12 protein-coding genes are annotated in these 16,236 nt (G+C 65.9%); 4 read left to right on the top strand and 8 right to left on the bottom strand.

The features are described 5' to 3' along the window. Positions 1 to 226 precede the first annotated feature (226 nt). From HY058_16075 to HY058_16060, 4 genes are all read left to right on the top strand, one after another. Positions 227 to 1,492, top strand: coding sequence for a pentapeptide repeat-containing protein (locus HY058_16075; GenBank protein ID MBI3498817.1), 1,266 nt, complete (start codon positions 227 to 229; stop codon positions 1,490 to 1,492). Between the two features lie 172 nt (positions 1,493 to 1,664). Next, positions 1,665 to 3,563: a tetratricopeptide repeat protein gene (locus HY058_16070; GenBank protein ID MBI3498816.1), complete on the top strand. Its 1,899-nt coding sequence runs from the start codon at positions 1,665 to 1,667 to the stop codon at positions 3,561 to 3,563. Between the two features lie 95 nt (positions 3,564 to 3,658). Further along, positions 3,659 to 4,732: a malate/lactate/ureidoglycolate dehydrogenase gene (locus tag HY058_16065; protein MBI3498815.1), complete on the top strand. Its 1,074-nt coding sequence runs from the start codon at positions 3,659 to 3,661 to the stop codon at positions 4,730 to 4,732. A gap of 17 nt (positions 4,733 to 4,749) precedes the next feature. Next, complete coding sequence (locus HY058_16060; GenBank protein ID MBI3498814.1) at positions 4,750 to 5,802, top strand: dehydrogenase; 1,053 nt, start codon at positions 4,750 to 4,752, stop codon at positions 5,800 to 5,802. 9 nt (positions 5,803 to 5,811) lie between these two features. Here the strand turns inward: HY058_16060 and HY058_16055 are convergent, their stop codons facing one another. The 8 genes from HY058_16055 to HY058_16020 all read right to left on the bottom strand — a co-directional run bounded on the left by HY058_16055 (position 5,812) and on the right by HY058_16020 (position 16,063). Further along, entirely contained in the window at positions 5,812 to 7,269 is a 1,458-nt protein-coding gene (locus tag HY058_16055; GenBank protein MBI3498813.1) for a carboxypeptidase, read from the bottom strand. Between the two features lie 110 nt (positions 7,270 to 7,379). Continuing rightward, positions 7,380 to 8,549: a Gfo/Idh/MocA family oxidoreductase gene (locus HY058_16050; GenBank protein ID MBI3498812.1), complete on the bottom strand. Its 1,170-nt coding sequence runs from the start codon at positions 8,547 to 8,549 to the stop codon at positions 7,380 to 7,382. Positions 8,550 to 8,567: 18 nt separating this feature from the next. Then, entirely contained in the window at positions 8,568 to 9,554 is a 987-nt protein-coding gene (locus HY058_16045) for a threonine/serine dehydratase (protein MBI3498811.1), read from the bottom strand. A gap of 5 nt (positions 9,555 to 9,559) precedes the next feature. After that, entirely contained in the window at positions 9,560 to 10,393 is an 834-nt protein-coding gene (locus HY058_16040; protein ID MBI3498810.1) for an aldo/keto reductase, read from the bottom strand. Continuing rightward, complete coding sequence (locus HY058_16035) at positions 10,390 to 12,345, bottom strand: CocE/NonD family hydrolase (GenBank protein MBI3498809.1); 1,956 nt, start codon at positions 12,343 to 12,345, stop codon at positions 10,390 to 10,392. The genes HY058_16040 and HY058_16035 overlap by 4 nt, the downstream gene beginning before the upstream one ends. A gap of 95 nt (positions 12,346 to 12,440) precedes the next feature. Continuing rightward, positions 12,441 to 13,700, bottom strand: a complete 1,260-nt coding sequence (locus HY058_16030) for a hybrid sensor histidine kinase/response regulator (protein ID MBI3498808.1) — start codon at positions 13,698 to 13,700, stop codon at positions 12,441 to 12,443. A gap of 139 nt (positions 13,701 to 13,839) precedes the next feature. Next, positions 13,840 to 15,072 (bottom strand): MFS transporter, encoded by a 1,233-nt coding sequence (locus tag HY058_16025; protein MBI3498807.1) that lies wholly within the window; start codon positions 15,070 to 15,072, stop codon positions 13,840 to 13,842. Between the two features lie 22 nt (positions 15,073 to 15,094). Then, positions 15,095 to 16,063: a 3-phosphoglycerate dehydrogenase gene (locus tag HY058_16020; GenBank protein ID MBI3498806.1), complete on the bottom strand. Its 969-nt coding sequence runs from the start codon at positions 16,061 to 16,063 to the stop codon at positions 15,095 to 15,097. Between the last annotated feature and the right edge of the window lie 173 nt (positions 16,064 to 16,236).

Genomic DNA, 16,236 nt, shown 5'->3' with positions numbered 1-16,236 from the left:
AGTATGCGTTCATCTTGGTTAAGCCGAGCTTAATAAACCGTGGCTATCCTGGCCGTCGGGGGAAGGGGCGAGGGGGCCAAACGTCACTGTCACGCGCATTATCAGAAATATGTTGGGTTTTTTATGCGCTTTTTAGAATATGCTCGGTACGTCCTTCGGCGCCCCTCCCGATCAGATCTGCCTAGATCGTCAAATCCGCGGTAAACGTTGGAGCTGGTGCGGTGCAATGACCACGGTCCGGCAATACTCTCAGGTCCCGCCGGCGCTGGAGACCTTCCTCAAGCAGCACGCGCTCTACGTCGCCACCGGCCGGGGTGTCCGTCTGCTGGCGAAGAATCACGACTTTTCCCGGCTGCTGCTGAACAACGTCATCTTTACCGATGCCGTCCTCGCCGGAGCGGTCTTTCGCGAGGCCTCGGCGATCGAGACGAAATTCCTTCGCGTCGACGCCTTCGGCGCGGACTTTAGCCGCGCCAATCTGACCAGGGCGGACTTCACCAAAGCCGACTTGCGGGGCTCGAACTTTCAGCGCTCGCTGCTTCTATCGGCAGTTCTGAGCGGGGCCGATCTCAGGGCCGGCGTCATCATGGATCACGGCAAGAAGACTCCGCAGGTGGTGAACATGTTCAAAGCCGAGCTCGACGAGGCCTCGCTCGTCGGCTCCCGGCTGGACGAAGCCGAGATGTCCGAGGCGAGCCTCCGGCGCGCCGATCTTTCCAATGCGTCCATGGGCAAGACCAACCTCCGGGGCGCCATCCTCGCCAACGCCACGCTTACCGGCGCCAAGCTCGTCGGCGCCATTCTCGATGGCGCCAATCTCAAGAACGCCAAGCTGACGCGTTGCGATCTGCGCGAGGCATCCCTGGTGGATGTCGACCTGACCACCTGCGATCTCACCGGCGCCGATCTCCGGGGCATCAGAATCAAAGATCCGAAGGCGGAGGAACGGGAGAATACGATCCGAAAGGTTCTGGCCGAACATAAGCAATGGCTTGCAACCAGCGGTCGCTCCGGCACGCAGGCGCAACTGCGGGATGCCGATCTATCGAATTTCGATTTCTCCTCGGTCGATCTCAGCGCCTCGGTGCTTTTCGGCTGCGATCTGCGGCACTGCAGCTTTGCCGGGGCACGCTTGAAGGGCGCCGACCTGTCCGGCTGCAATGCGACGGGCGCCAATCTGCGCGGCGCCGACCTGTCGGGGTGCCGGCTCTCCGGGGCCATCCTGATCCAAGCCAATCTCGATGCAGCGCTGCTCGTGCCGCTCGACATCCTGAATCAGCGCGGGGAGAAGACCGGCCGCGTGATGCAAGCCGATCTGCGCCAGGCCGATCTATCCTATGCGAGCCTCGTCGATGCGAAGCTGTCGGCGGCGATCCTCGAGGATGCGAACCTGTCGAACGCCAACCTGACCGATGCCGACCTGAGCGGAGCCAAGCTGAAGGGCGCCGACTGGTCCGGCGCGACTCTGCGCGGTGTCATCGGCGGCCCCTGATATACAGAGGAATATCAGCGCGGCGGCAATCATTCTAAATAATCCCTTAACCAATTCGTGCTGAAATGTCGTCGTTCTCAATGACCGTGCCGGTGCTCGGCATAAAAATCTTGTAAGTCAAGAGTAATGGCGCTTTGACTGCCGAACGGCGCGCATCTAGTTTCTCCGACAGATGACATCGAGCAAGTTTCAGGCGGCGCTGGCGCTTTTTCGAGCCGGCAATCTCGTCCCTGCCGCCGTCGTATGCCGAGAACTCCTGGACGCCGGCACCGACCTCGCCCTCGCCTCGTTCCTCATGGGCACGATCGGCGTGCAGATCGGCGAGGTCGCGGGCTCGCACCTGATGTTCAGGCGCGTGATCGCGCTCGAGCCCGGATACGCGGCCGCGCATGGCAATCTCGGCCTGGTCGCCAAGACCATGGGGGCCCTTGCGGCGGCGGTCCGCTTCTATCGTCGCTCCATCCGGATCGCGCCCGACGATCCGCCGGTCCTGAACAATCTCGGAAGCCTGCTGCATCGGCTGAACCAGCCGGAGGAGGCGGCCGCCATTCTGCGGCACGCGGTGAGGCTGCAGCCGGACCTCGCCATCGCGCAGCAGAATCTGGGCACCGCCTTGACCGCTCTCGGTCGCGCCCCCGAGGCGATGCTGGCTTTTCGCAAGGCGCTTGCGGCGAGGCCGGACTTCGCCGAAGCCCATTGCGATCTGGGCTTGCTCAACGGCAATGAAGGGGCCATGGCGAGTGCGATCGCCGCCTGCCGCCGTTCGCTCACGCTGGATCCTCTGCGTGCCGAGCCCCATGCCGGGCTCGCCAATTGCCTCAGGACCTTGGGCCGCACCACTGACGCGGCAGCCTCCTATCGGCGCGGCCTCGTGCTCGATCCGGGCTTTGCCGGGCTGCATGCCTGCCTCGGCAATCTCGATGCCGAGATCTGCGTCTTCGACACGGCATTGCGGGCCTACCGCCGCGCGGTCGCGATCCAGCCGGATTTTGCCGTGGTGCATCTCGGCATCCACAGCGTGGCGCAGCTCATCGGCGACCGGCCGACGGCGCTTGCCCATCAGCGCAAGGCGTTGGCGATCCAGCGCGTCTTCACCGAGCCCTGCAGCCGCCCCGAGCCGCAGGCGCGGATCCTCATTCTCTATGCCGACGGAACCTGGTTCGCCAACGCGCCGATGGAGTTCATTCTCGATCGCACCAAATACACCCAGCACAAATACTATATGACTGCCGAGGCGGGCGAGGTGCCGGAATTGCCGCCCTACGACGTGATATTCACCGCGATGGGTGAATCCGACGAGGCGCAGAGCGTGCTCGCCAACGCCCATCGCTTCATCCAGAGCCAGAGCCGGCCCGTCATCAACGATCCGAGACGCATCGCCGCGCTAAGCCGGGACCGTGTGCCCGATCTCTTGGCCGGGATCGGGCATTGCATCGTGCCGCGGGTCCATCGCCTCACCGGCGCCCAACTTGCCCGGAACGGCGCCGCTTTGCTCGGCGAGCGCGGTCTTGCCTTTCCGGTGGTGATCCGTCCCGTCGGTTCGCAAGCGGGCGAGAACCTGAGCAAGCTCGATCACGCCCCGGAGCTCGATACCTATCTCGCCAAACAGACTGCGACCGATTTCTATGTCATGCCCTTCGTGGAATATGCCGGCCCCGACGGCTACTACCGCAAGTACCGCATCGTCTTCGTCGATGGCCGGCCGTTTCCCTACCACCTAGCCCTGTCGCAGAGCTGGATGGTGCACTACTACTCCTCCGGCATGCGGGTCCATGACTGGATGCGCGATGAGGAGCATAAGTTCCTCGCCGACATCGATCAGGTGTTCCTGCCGCCGCTCGACAAGGCGCTCTTGGAAATCGGCCGACGCATCGGCCTCGACTATTTCGGCATCGATTGCGCCATCACTCCCGATGGTCGATTGCTGGTTTTCGAGGCCGACGTCGCGATCATCGTACACCTCTTCGATTCAATCGAGATGTTTCCCTACAAGCACCGCTACGTGCCGCTGCTCTTCCAGGCGGTCGAGCGCATGATCCAGAGCAAGATCGCGGCCGATAGCAGCTCTTAACCCCCTGGGCAGCGTCGTAATTCGTCACTAAGATCGCCGCCGGCCGTCGGCTGCGATCCGCCCGGCTTCGCCGTCCAGGGAGGATTCTGCGGTTCATGATCACGGTGAAACCGGCGGCCCTGCAGCGCATCGCTGCCGCCGTCTTCCACAAGGCCGGTTCCGCCCCAACCGAGGCCGAGGCCATATCTACCCGCTTGGTCGGCGCCAATCTCTCCGGCCATGACAGCCACGGTGTGGTCCGTATTCCGCGCTATGTCGAGCTCATGCGCACGGGCGGCATCGCCGTCAACCAGCACGCGAAGACCGTCTTCGAGAACGACACCATCGCCGTCATCGACGGCCAGTTCGGCTTCGGACAGGTAATCGGCGCCGAGGCGATGGCGATCGGCATCGCCAAGGCAAAAAAGACCGGTGTGGCGGTGGTGGCCCTCAGGCACTCCTCGCATCTAGGGCGCATCGGTGACTGGGCCGAGGCTTGTGCGGAGGCCGGCTACGCTTCCATCCATTTCGTCAACGTCGTCGGCGCCGGCGCCATCGTGGCACCCTTCGGCGGCGGCGACCGGCGCATTTCGACGAACCCGTTCTCCGCCGGCATGCCGGTGACCGGTGGCGATCCGATCATTCTCGACATGGCCACGAGCAAGCTTGCCGAAGGCAAGGTGTTGGTTGCCAAGAACAAGGGGGTCGAGGTGGTCGAGGGCGCGATCATTGACGGAGAGCGGCAGCCGACGCTGGATCCCAACAAGCTTTACGATCCGCCGGTCGGCGCCTTGCTGCCCTTCGGCGAGCACAAGGGCTATGGGCTTGCGGTGTTCTGCGACCTTTTAGCCGGCATCCTTTCGGGCGGGCAGACCAATCATCCCGGCGTACCGATCAAGGGCAGGGTGCTCAACAACATGCTGTCGATCATTCTCGATCCGGCGCCGGGCGGCGATCCGGCGGGCGTCAAGCGCGAGGTCGACAGCTTCGTTGCCTGGCTCAAAGGGTCACCGCCGCTCCGCGAAGGCTCGGAGGTGATGGTCCCAGGCGAGCCGGAGCGGCGTGCCCGCAGGGAGCGCATTAGCGGCGTGCCCCTCGACGATACGACCTGGAGCAACATTCTCGCGACCGCGGCTGAGCTCGGCGTCGCCAAGAGCGACGTCGATGCGCTGCTTCGCAGCAACCATTGATCGGAAAGCATCATCTAATGCCAGGTTTTCGACTTGCCATCAGCGGCGACTACAAGACCGAGCAAGGCGAGCTCTACTTCAAGGAGCTGGATCTCCGGCCCTTGGATGCGATCGCCGGCCTCAGCTATGGCTTTCTGCCGCGCACGCCGGTGATTGACGCGAAGGACCTGGCAGGGCACGACGCCGTGATGCTGCTCGGCCATCGCATGGCGCGGTCGAGCTTTCCCGGCGATGATCGCCTGACCCTCATCGCCCGCTTCGGCGTCGGCTATGACAATGTCGATGTGGATGCCTGCAACGAGCATGCGGTGGCACTGCTGATCACGCCAGACGGCGTGCGCCGGCCGGTGGCGGTGGCGGTCATCACCATGATGCTGGCGCTCACCACCAAGCTCATGGTCAAGGACCGCATCACCCGCGAAGGTCCGGCAGGCTGGGCGCGCAAGACCGCCTATAACGGCGTCGGCCTGGTCGGTCGCACCTTGGGTTCGCTCGGCATCGGCAATATCGGCGCCGAGGTGTTCCGCATGGCGAAGCCCTTCGAGATGCGATACATCGCCTTCGACCCCTACGCCGACAAGACGGTGGCAAGCGCGCTCGGCATCCGGCTGGTCGATCTCGAGACCCTATTCCGGGAGTCGGACATCCTGAGCGTGAGCTGTCCCTTGACGCCGGAGACGCGGCATCTGGTCAATGCCGAGCGGCTGGCGCTGATGAAGCCGACCGCCTATCTCATCAACACCGCGCGGGGGCCGGTCTGCGAGCAGAAGGCGCTGACGCGGGCCCTGGCCGAAGGCCGCATCGCGGGAGCCGGGCTCGATGTGCTGGATCCCGAGCCGCCTTCCGCCGACGACCCGATCCTGAAGCTCGACAGCGTCGTTTTCGCCCCGCACGCGCTCTGCTGGACGGATCAGTTCATCAACACTACGGCCGCGGTCAACTACCGCGCGATCCGCGAGGTGATGGCGGGGCAGGTGCCGGGCGTCGGCAAGCTGGTCAATCCCGGCATCGTCGACAACCCCAGCTGGAAGCAGAAGCTCGCCGCCTACGCGCGAATCGCCAAACGCTGAAAGGCGCCGTTATTCGCCGTAAAGGACGCGGGCGTCTGCGCGGAGCTTCGCGCGGGATTCGGGTCTGAGATACATCATGTGCCCGCCGGCATAGAGCATGACCTGGGCGCGGTCCTGCGTCACCGCGCGCGGCAGGTGCTCGATCACATAGCGGCTGGCGAGATAAGGCGTCTGCAGGTCGGTCATGCCATGGGCGACGAGGACCCTGAGGCGCGGATTGAGGGCGAGCGCCTGCTTCAGATCCTCGCTGGCGCTGGGCGAGGGCGCGCCGAACCGGTTACCCTCCCGCCATTCCCATCGGCGATTGACCTCGCTGCTCAAGAGATCGTAGGAGCGGTCGACCTTGAACTTGAGCTCGTCGCGGGCATAGGTGACGAATGCCGCGGTGATCGGCGCCTTCAGGCCCTCGAGGATCGGATCGCCGCTCTGCGGCGTATAGGCCCATGGCGCGGGATCCATGCCCGCAACCGAGCCATCGTAGCGGCTCACCAAGGCATTCTCGCCATGCCGAGCCTCCTTGATGAAGATGCTGAGAGGGACCGTGCCTTCCCAACGCGCCACCACCTCTTCCGGCAATCCGATCAGTTTGGCGATCGCGGCATAGAGCCGAGCCTGGCGTTCGGCGTCCCTCGGCGGGGCGACGAAGGCCGACAGGTACTCGCCGAGAGCGAACCGCTCGGCCTCTCTCAGTGCCGCATCGCTGAGCTTGCCCTGCGCCTCGAGATTGACCGCGGCATAGGAGGGGAGCCGTAAGGCCCAGGACATTGGATTGAACGCATCGTCATGCATGAGCGAGAATTCGAGCACCGGGGAGATCATGACGGCGCCGGCCACCTGCAGGCCCTGGTCCCTGGCGAGAATCGCCGGCAGCTTGGCCGCGCGGAACCCGCCATAGCTTTCGCCGACGAGGAAGAGCGGCGAGGCGAAACGATCGAGGCTTGCCAAGGCCAAGCGGATGACGACGCCCAGGGTATCCAGATCCTGACGCACGCCAAGAAACGCCTTCGCCGCGTCGTCGCCGCTGATCAGGGCGCGGCTGTAGCCGGTGCCGACCGGATCGATGAAGACGAGGTCGGTGAAATCGAGCCAGGTATCCGGGTTGTCGACGAGCTTGCGCTCTCCGAAGGGCGGCGCCCGGCCATCGCCGAAGTCGAGGACGCGCGGCCCGAGCGCGCCAAGGTGCAGAAAGGCCGAACCGGCGCCTGGTCCGCCGTTAAAGGCGAAAGTGATCGGCCTGAGGGCGGCATTGGCGCCGTTGAGGATGTAGGCGACGTAGAAGATCTCGGCAGTCCGTTCACCTTTGTCGTTGCGGAGATTGATACTTCCGGCCGTCGCCGAATAGGCGATTTCACGGCCGCCGAGTTGCAGGGTGTGCGCCGAGACCATCTCGGCGGGCAAGGGCACCTCGGCGCCGCCGCGGGAAGAGCCGTACACAAGTACGACCGCAGCGATGAAGCAAGCAGTCATCCGTCGGCGACCAGACATAGGCGTCCCCTTTGATCGCTGACATGCAGGCGGCAATGGAGGCGCCGCCTCAACCAAGAGCATGCCCAGGATGCATCGCGCCGGCAAGCCGCTCAGAGCCTTGCCGGCACCGTCGACCAGCCGGAGCGGGCGCGGATCGCATCGATGATCTCCTGGAACCGCCAGCCATCCTCGATGGTGAAGTAATCGTCGTGCGGGCGGCCTTCGACGTCGGCGACGAAGTCGCGGGCAAGCGCGTTCCAGGCGCGCTGCGGCACCTCCCAGCCCGGCGGCCAATGGGAAAGCATCTCGACCGGCGGCAGGTTCCCTAGGATCTCGGGCGGGACGGGAACGACGCGGAACCCGCTCTCGCCTTCGCGCCAGAGATGCACATCGCCCTGGCAATAGGCTTGATCCACATGGATGGTGCCCTCGCTGCCATAGAAGGCGACGTAGTCGGCGAGTTTGGCCTTGCGCAGGCAGGAATGGCGGAAGGCGACGCTCACGCCATCGGCCGCCGGACTGTCCTTGCGGCCGATCCGCGCCAGCACCGTATAGGACCAATCGCTGTCGACCTTGCCCCATTGGCCCTTGGCGGCCGCTTCGGGGGCGACGGCGCTGTTGTGCCAGTCGCGGAAATCATGCTGCGGCGGGGCGATGGGCGCTCGCTTCAAATCGTTGCGGGTCTCGCCCGCAACCTCGAGCGTGATGCCTCGCAGGACATGCTCGGCGATCGCCAGCTTGTGGGTGAAATTGTTGTTGAGGCGCCCCCCGCCGGTCACCAAGCGGTGCGGCCAGCCATGGGGCAGGAGCGACGACCAGCGATAATGGGAAACGAACTCCGCCTCGAGCGGTTGGCCGATGGCGCCCTCGGCGATCAAAGACCGCGCCAGCTGGGCGGAAGGCTGATAGTGCGAGGTCGCGGCATAGGCACTCTTGCGTCCGCCGGCCTCGACGCGCTGCCAGAGACCCTTGGCCGCGAGCGCCGTCGGCGCCAAGGGCTTGTCGACATAGACGTGGCAATTGGCGGCGAGCGCGGCCTCGACCATCTCCACATGGCTGTCGCCGGGGGTGGCGACGGCGATGATATCGGGTCGGACGTGCCGCAAGGAGGCACGCCAATCGGTGCTGGCTTCGGGGATATTGAGGCGCTTGGCCACGGCCTCGACAACGGCTTGGGTGCGGCTCGCCATTGCCACTACCTTGACGCCGGCCTGCTGGAGCGCAATTGCATGGCCCTCGCCGGCGGAACCCGCCCCCAGCACCATCGCGCGTAGACTCATGGGTATTCCTGCCCTTGGTTAATCGGCCTGGCCCAGCCGGACATGCTGGGCGAAGCCTTCGATGTCGATGTTGGTGCCGCAGACAATGAGCCCGACCCGCTTGCCGCGAAGACGTTCGCGGAGCGGGCCGAGGAGTGCGGCCGTTGCCACCGCCCCGGCCGGCTCGACCGCGAGCTTGAGCTCGCGGAACATGAGCGCCATGGCCCGGCGGATGTCGTCGTCGCTCACCTTCACCAGCTCGTCGATGGAGCGCCGGCAGAGCGCGTAGGCGAGTGGCGTGGTGAAGGGGGGCGACAGGCTGTCGGCGATCGTCTGCGAGCGATCCATCTTCGCCGGCTGGCCGGCGGCGAAGCTGCGATGCATGACGTCGGATCCCTCCGGCTCGACGCCGAGGACCAGCGCGTCGGGCTGCAGCAGCTTGACGGCCGTGGCCACCCCCGATGCCAAACCGCCGCCGCCGATGGCGACGATGACGGCGTCCATGGCGCCGGCCTGCCGGCAGAATTCGAGGGCCACCGTGGCGGTGCCGCGGCTGGTGAAGGGACCCTCGAAGGGATGCACGAAGCTGCGGCCTTCTTCGGTTTCGATCCGCTTGACCGTATCGAACGCCTGATGCACGTCGTCGACCAGCACCACCTCTGCCCCGTAGCTGCGGCAGCACTGGACGCGATAGGGATTGGCGCTCTTCGCCATCACCACCTTGGCGGTCGTGCCCAGCGCCTGGGCGGCATAGGCGACGGCGATCGCATGGTTGCCGGCGCTGACCGCAGTCACGCCGCGGGCAAGCGCATCCGCCGGCAGGTTCAGCATGACCGAGAGCGCGCCACGCGGCTTGAAGGTGCCGGTGTATTGCAGGAGCTCGAGCTTCAGCACGATGTCGGTGTCGGGTCCCAGCACGGCGGCGATTTCACGGCCTCGCCAGCTATGGATCGGAGTCTCCAAGACGCGTGAGCCAAGTTGCGCGCGCGTGGACTCGATCTCCACCAGTGTCGGAGCAACGGTCATGGGGTCTATAACATCTCCAAAGAACGGGGACCGGATGGGGGCGGGAAGGCCTTGTCGAGATGGCTTTTGTCGGCGTCGGTCAGGCGAAGCTTGAGGGCTTCGGCATTCTCGCGGACATGCTCTGGCTTCGCCGCCTTCGGGATCACGATGACGCCCTCTTGCTGCAGGAGCCAGGCAAGCGCCACCTGAGCCGGTGTTGCGCCATGGCGGCCGGCCACCTCCTTGAGCGCCGGGTTACGCAAGATGCGGCCTTGGTCCAAGGGCGAATAGGCCATGACCGGCATCTTTTGCTTGCGGCCGCTCGGCAGCAATTCCCATTCGATGCCGCGTCGGGCCAAATTGTAGAGAACCTGATCGGTGGCGCAGGCGTCGCCGCCAGGCAGCGACCACCACTCTTTCATGGCCGCGGCATCGAGGTTGCTGACGCCGTGATAGCGGATCTTGCCGGCTCGGATCAGATCCTGGAAGCCGGCGAGGGTTTCCCCGTAAGCGATCGAGCCCGGCCAATGCAAGAGATAGAGGTCGAGCCGATCGACGCCGAGCCGCTTCAAGCTTCGCTCGCAGGCCGCCTTGACACCCTTGCGCGACGCGTTGTGGGGGTAGACCTTGCTTACCAGGAAGACCTGTGCGCGCCGGCCGCGGATCGCCTCGCCGACGACCAACTCGGCGCCGCCCTCGGCATACATCTCCGCCGTATCGATGAGCGTCATGCCGAGATCGAGACCGAGCTGGAGTGCCGCGACCTCGTGCTTTCGGGCCCCGGGGCTATCGCCCATGTTCCAGGTGCCGAGGCCGAGTGCTGGAACCTTCTCGCCCCCGGGCAAGGTCGCCTGCTTCACCGGGACGCTGCCTTGCCGCGGCGACGCGACCAGGTTCGGGTCCAGTATGGATGCCCGTCGACGGCAATCGCGACCTTGATCGACACGTCATGGGTGCTGGCCACCACGCTCGAGTCGAGCGTGGTGCGGGTGACCGGCCGGTCGATCTCGACCCGGGTCGTGGCCGACATGCGCGTGGCTTGCGGATTGGCGGCGGAAACCTGGGCTTGGTAAGCATGCCGCGTGTGCAGCTTGGTGAACTCGTCGAGGCGCTGGTGCTCTTCCTTGGCGGCGCTGAGCGTCGCCGTGTCGCTGCCGAGGTCGTGACGGAGCTCCCAGCTCTGCGCGCCGCCCAGATCCGCAGGACCGGCCAGGGCCTTTGCCTGGACCGGGCCCCAGCGTGGGGCGGGCAGCGCCGGACTCTGGGCCGGGATTGTGGGCAGCAGCACATGCGAGGCGCCATGGAACACCGAGAGCGTCGCCCGCTTGGGTGTGGGCCAGATCCGCGGAAAATCCGCGCAGGTGAGGCTGAGGCGCAGCCGATGACCGGCCGGTAGCCGGTAGGCGGTGGCGCGCAGCGGGACGCGGACGCTGTAGCGCTGGCCGGGGACGACCGGCAGCGTCCGCTCGCCACCTTCCCGCAGGGCGAGATCGAGCCAGCCCGTGGCGATCAAGGTCGAGCGACCGTTGGGCGCCACTTCGGCGAGCTTGGCCACGACCGTGAGCGGCGCATCCGAAGCCGCCACGTCGAGAACCGCCACGGCATTGCCGACGAGCTCCATCGGCTCGGCGAGAGCCGTGCCGGTGAAGGTGAGCGAGCGGGCATCGTCGCTGCTCTGGTCGCGGGTGAGGGCGGGATCGAGCGCGGTGCTCCAAGGATCCCAAAGGATCGACTGCATGCCCACGGTGGCGTCATAGGCATATTGGCTGGGCGCGTTGGTGCCGGCGGGAGCCTTCGCGCCAAGGCTGCCGTCGGGACCGAGATACCAGGCGATGGCGCGGGTCCGCTCGAGCGGCCAGCCAGCCTCCGCCCGCCAGTCGCCGTCGGCACCTTGCACATGGAGGATGACCGGCGGCTCCTTGTCGACGCCGTTCTCCACACCTTTCAGCCAGCGGTCGAACCAGCGCTCGATCTCGTAGAGGCCCGCGACCGGCGCCTCCAGCGCCTTGTCGGGAAAGGCATGCTTCCACGGCCCCATCAGCAAACGCTTCGGCGCCTTGATCTTCGAATAGTCGATGACGGTGCAGTCGGCATAGAGGTCGCGCCAGCCGCCGATGTTGAAGCAGGGGGCGCGGATGCGCTCGACCGGAACCACCCGCCGGGTCCAATAGGAATCCCGGCTGTCGTGCTCCCACCAATCCAAGAGCCACGGGGGATTGGACTCGAGGTGCCGGCGCCAGACATCCGCCCAGCGTCCCTCGCGGTCCTGCCACAAGGGCGGCATCAAATTGTAGGCGACCATGCGTGGGCCCCAATCGGCCTCGTTCCAGAAGCCGCCGCGGCAGCCCCCCGGTGCGATGAAACCGCGATGGATATCCGCGGTGGCGTGAATCGGAACGATGGCCGCCAGATGCGGCGGCTCGGTCGCCGCCACGCTGAGCGAGGTGATGCCGCCGTAGGAGACGCCCCACATGCCGACCTTGCCGTCGCACCAGGGCTGGCGGGCGATCCACTCGACCACCTCGTGGCCGTCCTTCGCCTCCTGCGGGTCGAAGGGCTCGGGGCTGGCTCCGCCCGAGCTGCCGAGGCCGCGGAAGTCGACGGTCAGCGCCGCATAGCCACGGCCGACGAAATGCCGGTTGAAGGCTTCGACATCCAGCCGGCCGCCGCGGCCGTCCTTGTGATAGGGAATGAAGGTGAGGAGCGCCGGACAACGGCCACCGCCGGCCGGCCGGTAGAGGTCGGCCGCCAACTCGACGCCATCCGACATCGCGATCAGGAGGTTGCGCTCAACCTCGACGCTTGGTGCCATCGTTCATGCCCGCCGTTCACGAGGGGGCCAACGGTCGACCGGCGACGATCCACTCGTCAAGGGGCGTGATGGTGGGAGGCGGTTGCGGGGGTGGTTCAGACCCGGGCTGGCCACTGCACCGGCAAGGTCACGGTCGCGATGGTACCGGCACCCACCTTGCTCTGCACGTTGAAGCGTCCGCCCAAGCGCTCGACCAGGAGCTTGGTGATCGATAGCCCGAGCCCGCCCGCGGCTTGCTCGGCGCCGATCGGCTGTAGCAGCCGATCGACCTCGGATTCCGGCAATCCCGGGCCGGAATCGCTGACGCTCACCTTGACCAGCGGCTCCAGCACGTCGTCGACGGCATTGATGACGACCCGCCCGCCGCGGGGCGTGAACTTGATAGCATTGCCGACGAGGTTGACCAGGATCTGCCGCATGCGGCGCTCGTCGGACTCGATCGTGGCGACGCGGTTCGGCGCTTCCGCAAGCAACATGACGCCGGCCCGCTGCGCTTGGTCGGCGAGCAGATCGGCGACCGACTTGATGGTCCGTCTGGGATCGAAAGGCTTCGGCTCGAGCGGGATCTGGCCGGCTTCCAGCTTGTAGACGTCGAGGAGGTCGTTTGCGACTTCGAGCAGGTGCTGCGAGGCATCGTAGATGGAGGATACGTAATCCCGATACTTGTCGTGGCCGAGCGGGCCGTACATTTCCTGCTTCATGATGTCGGCGAAGCCGGAAATGGCATTGAGCGGCGTGCGTAGCTCGTGCAGGACCGAGGCCGGCATGATCGCTGATTCACGTTGCCGCGCCTTGGCCTGCTTCAATTCATCGGCGAGCCGATCATGGGCGGCGCGCAGCAGCACCAGCCCTTCCTCCAGCTTGTTGATGCGCTGGCGGATCGCTTCGGCAACCGCCTTCCCGGCGCTGTCGGCATGGCGGCGCAGGACCACGAGCTCGGCGTTGAGGCGGGTGCGCCAGGCAAGAACGGCAACTTCCGCCTCATAGGGAATCCAATCGCCGAGCAGATGCTGCACATCGGTAAGAACGGAGACGTTCTGCGAGGCGGCGAGGGCGACGACACGCGTCGCCTTTTCCCCAGGCAGCTTGGCGATGCGCTGGAGCATCGCCAGATGTTCGGGCGGACGCGCCTCACCATTGCCGAAGTCGAGCAGCAGCACATGCGGCGAGTGCCGCTCGACGGCCTCGATCAATTGGTCGAGATTGTCCGTGGCCTCCACGGTGGCGAATCCGTCGGGCGCCAGCGCAGCGACGACGCGCCGCCGCAACGGCTCGCTTGCCGCGGCAACCAAGATCCTCGCTTGCCGGTGGGAGAGCGCATTCCCACCCGCGAGCGGCACACTCGGCACGGACATCCGAGCCCCCTTCGCGGCGCCGGCGGACCAAAGCCGAATTAACCCCAATGAGGGCTGGGGGACGATAGCAAGACGCGCGGCCTAGCGACAGATCTTTTTTGCAAGTAATCCGAGTGAAACCCTCTCGGTTAACAACCCGCTATCGCGCGGTCGCGGCAGCCAGCCGTGTCGGCCAGAAATACCAAATCAAGGAGAGCACCTGGAGCAGGAGGCAGGCGCCGAAGCCGACGCGATATCCCGTCGCTTGATAGCTGCCGGCGGCCGCCATCGGCCAGAGATCGATGATGCCGCCGATCGCGTATTGCGCGGCAAAGGCGGTGGAGAAGACGAGGACGTTGAGCGCGGTACCGGCGCGTCCGGCGCGAGCGACGCCGAAATGCTCGGACAAATGCGCAAAAGCGAGAATGGCGATCTGCCCAGTCATGCCGAAGACAGACCAGACCACGATCGAGTCGTCGGCGATTCCGGCAACGAGAATCGCCTGACTGGCGAGCGACACCAGGATGCCGCCCGTCATGACGGTCAATAGGTGGATGCGGAACCGGTCGAGAATGCCCGTCACCACACCTGACATGGCAACACCGAAGGTGAAGCCGAGAGCGATCGCCATGACATGGGTGGCGACGCTGCTGCGATCGAGCCCTGCCACGTCCTTGAGCCAGGGACCGGCCCATAGCGTCTGGATCGCCAAGGCTGAGCCCGTGGTGCTGGCGACCACGGGAGCGAGCTTCCAAAACAGGCGGTCGCGGAAGATCGCGGCGAGCCCCCCCGGCGCGGCGCTGCCCGAGGGAGGACCCGCCGCGGCGCCCGGCTTTTCCGGAACGATGAAGTAGATCGCGGCCGCAACCGCGAAGGTCAACAACGTCAGCACGCCGAAGGTGACGCGCCAGCCGACGAGCCTGACCGCGAAGTCGGCCGGAGCCGAAGCGACCAACGCCCCCAAACCGCCGAAGGACATGAGGCAGCCATTGGCCAGGGCGACGCGGGACCGGGGCACCCAAAGCGCGATCAGCTTGAACGACGACATGAGGCCGCCGGCGAAACCGAGCCCGATAAGCGCGCGGGCGAGGGTCAGCAAGGCTTGATCGGGGGCGATCGCGAACAGGCCCGAGCCGAAGGCCGAGACGCAGAAGAAGGAGGCCTGCACCCGGCGCGGCCCGAATCGGTCCAGGAGCACGCCCAAGGGGAGCTGGCTCGCCGCATAGGTGAAGAAATAGGCGGCGGTAAGGAGACCGAGCCCGCCTGCGGTCAAACCGAGATCGCGAACCAGATCGGGCGCCACGACGGCGTTCACCGAGCGGTAGAGATAGGCCATGAGGTAGCCCACCGCGAACGGCAGGAGCACCGTCAGAACCAGCCGCGACGTCGCCATCGGCGCCGTCGAAGCGGCCGATTCATCCGAGCTCGACACGGTTGTCGAGGGCTTCGCCGGCGAAGAAGCGGCGTATGTTGGCGAAGGCGTCGCCCATCTTCTCGCGCATGGCATCCACCGTCCCCGGCGCATGATGCGGTGTCAGCACGACGTTATGGAAGCGGGCAAGCGGGCTCGGATGGCTGGGCGGCTCTTCTTCGAAGACATCGAGCCCGGCGCCGCCGAGATGGCCCCGCTCGAGGGCCGCCGCCAAAGCCGCCTCGTCGACGACCGGCCCCCGCGCGCAATTGATCAGCATGGCGCTGGGTTTCATCTGGGCCAGCGCATCAGCGTCGATCATGTGGTGGGTGATCTCGGTCAACGGCACGTGGAGCGTGAGAATGTCGCTTTTCGCCAACAACTCCGGGAAGCGGACGCTGTGGACACGAAGCTCCTTTTCGACGGCAGACGGCATGTCGAGGATGTCGTGATAAATCGTCTCGGTGCTGAAACCGATCAGCCGCCTGGCGACTTCCCTGCCAATGCGACCCAGGCCGAGAATCCCGACGGTCATGCCGAAGAGCTGCCGCGACTCGGCCCGGAGGTCGTTGGCATGCCAGCGTCCCTGGCGCAGCTCGGCATCGACGAAGGGCAGGCGCTTGCACACCGCCAGCATTAGCATGATGGCGTGCTCGGAGACGCCGATGCTGGTTCCGCCCGGCGCCAGCGCCAGCGCGATCTGACGCTCGCGGAGTGCATCCAGGTCCACGGTATCGTGGTAGCCCACACCCTGATGCTGAACCAGGCGAAGCCGGCGCGCCGCCTCGATATAGGGCCGGGTCAGCGGAAAGCCGCCGACGATCACCGCCTCGCAGTCGGCGATCTTGGCCAGCCGTTCCTCGGCGGCACTGCTGGCGAGCGTTACGAGCTGATAGCCTTTGGGCATGGCCTCGCGCACGAGATCGTAGAGCGCCTCGTTCCCATGGCTGAAATAGAGAACCTTGCGGACCATCGCCGGCGCTAGCGCCTATTTCTCACAAGGATCGGGAGCAGCGTCGCGCCGCGCGGGTCGCCCCGCAAGGAGCGGACCGAAAAGCGTAGCATAGCTACGGTTGAGGTTCGCGACGGTCCGACGAGGGGAGGAACCCTCGTGTATGGGCGACCCGCGCGGCGCGGCCCGAAGGG

This window comes from Pseudomonadota bacterium (genome assembly GCA_016195085.1).
GTDB lineage: Bacteria > Pseudomonadota > Alphaproteobacteria > SHVZ01 > SHVZ01 > JACQAG01.
Note: the sequence above shows the minus strand (reverse complement) of the source record. Positions and strands in the feature narration are given on the sequence as shown.

Bases quoted from the DNA above. Each gene is read 5' to 3' on its own strand.
- HY058_16075 (MBI3498817.1), top strand. From the start codon at position 227: ATGACCACGGTCCGGCAATACTCTCAGGTCCCGCCGGCGCTGGAGACC.
- HY058_16070 (MBI3498816.1), top strand. From the start codon at position 1,665: ATGACATCGAGCAAGTTTCAGGCGGCGCTGGCGCTTTTTCGAGCCGGC.
- HY058_16065 (MBI3498815.1), top strand. From the start codon at position 3,659: ATGATCACGGTGAAACCGGCGGCCCTGCAGCGCATCGCTGCCGCCGTC.
- HY058_16060 (MBI3498814.1), top strand. From the start codon at position 4,750: ATGCCAGGTTTTCGACTTGCCATCAGCGGCGACTACAAGACCGAGCAA.
- HY058_16055 (MBI3498813.1), bottom strand. From the start codon at position 7,269: ATGACTGCTTGCTTCATCGCTGCGGTCGTACTTGTGTACGGCTCTTCC.
- HY058_16050 (MBI3498812.1), bottom strand. From the start codon at position 8,549: ATGAGTCTACGCGCGATGGTGCTGGGGGCGGGTTCCGCCGGCGAGGGC.
- HY058_16045 (MBI3498811.1), bottom strand. From the start codon at position 9,554: ATGACCGTTGCTCCGACACTGGTGGAGATCGAGTCCACGCGCGCGCAA.
- HY058_16035 (MBI3498809.1), bottom strand. From the start codon at position 12,345: ATGGCACCAAGCGTCGAGGTTGAGCGCAACCTCCTGATCGCGATGTCG.
- HY058_16030 (MBI3498808.1), bottom strand. From the start codon at position 13,700: ATGTCCGTGCCGAGTGTGCCGCTCGCGGGTGGGAATGCGCTCTCCCAC.
- HY058_16025 (MBI3498807.1), bottom strand. From the start codon at position 15,072: ATGGCGACGTCGCGGCTGGTTCTGACGGTGCTCCTGCCGTTCGCGGTG.
- HY058_16020 (MBI3498806.1), bottom strand. From the start codon at position 16,063: ATGGTCCGCAAGGTTCTCTATTTCAGCCATGGGAACGAGGCGCTCTAC.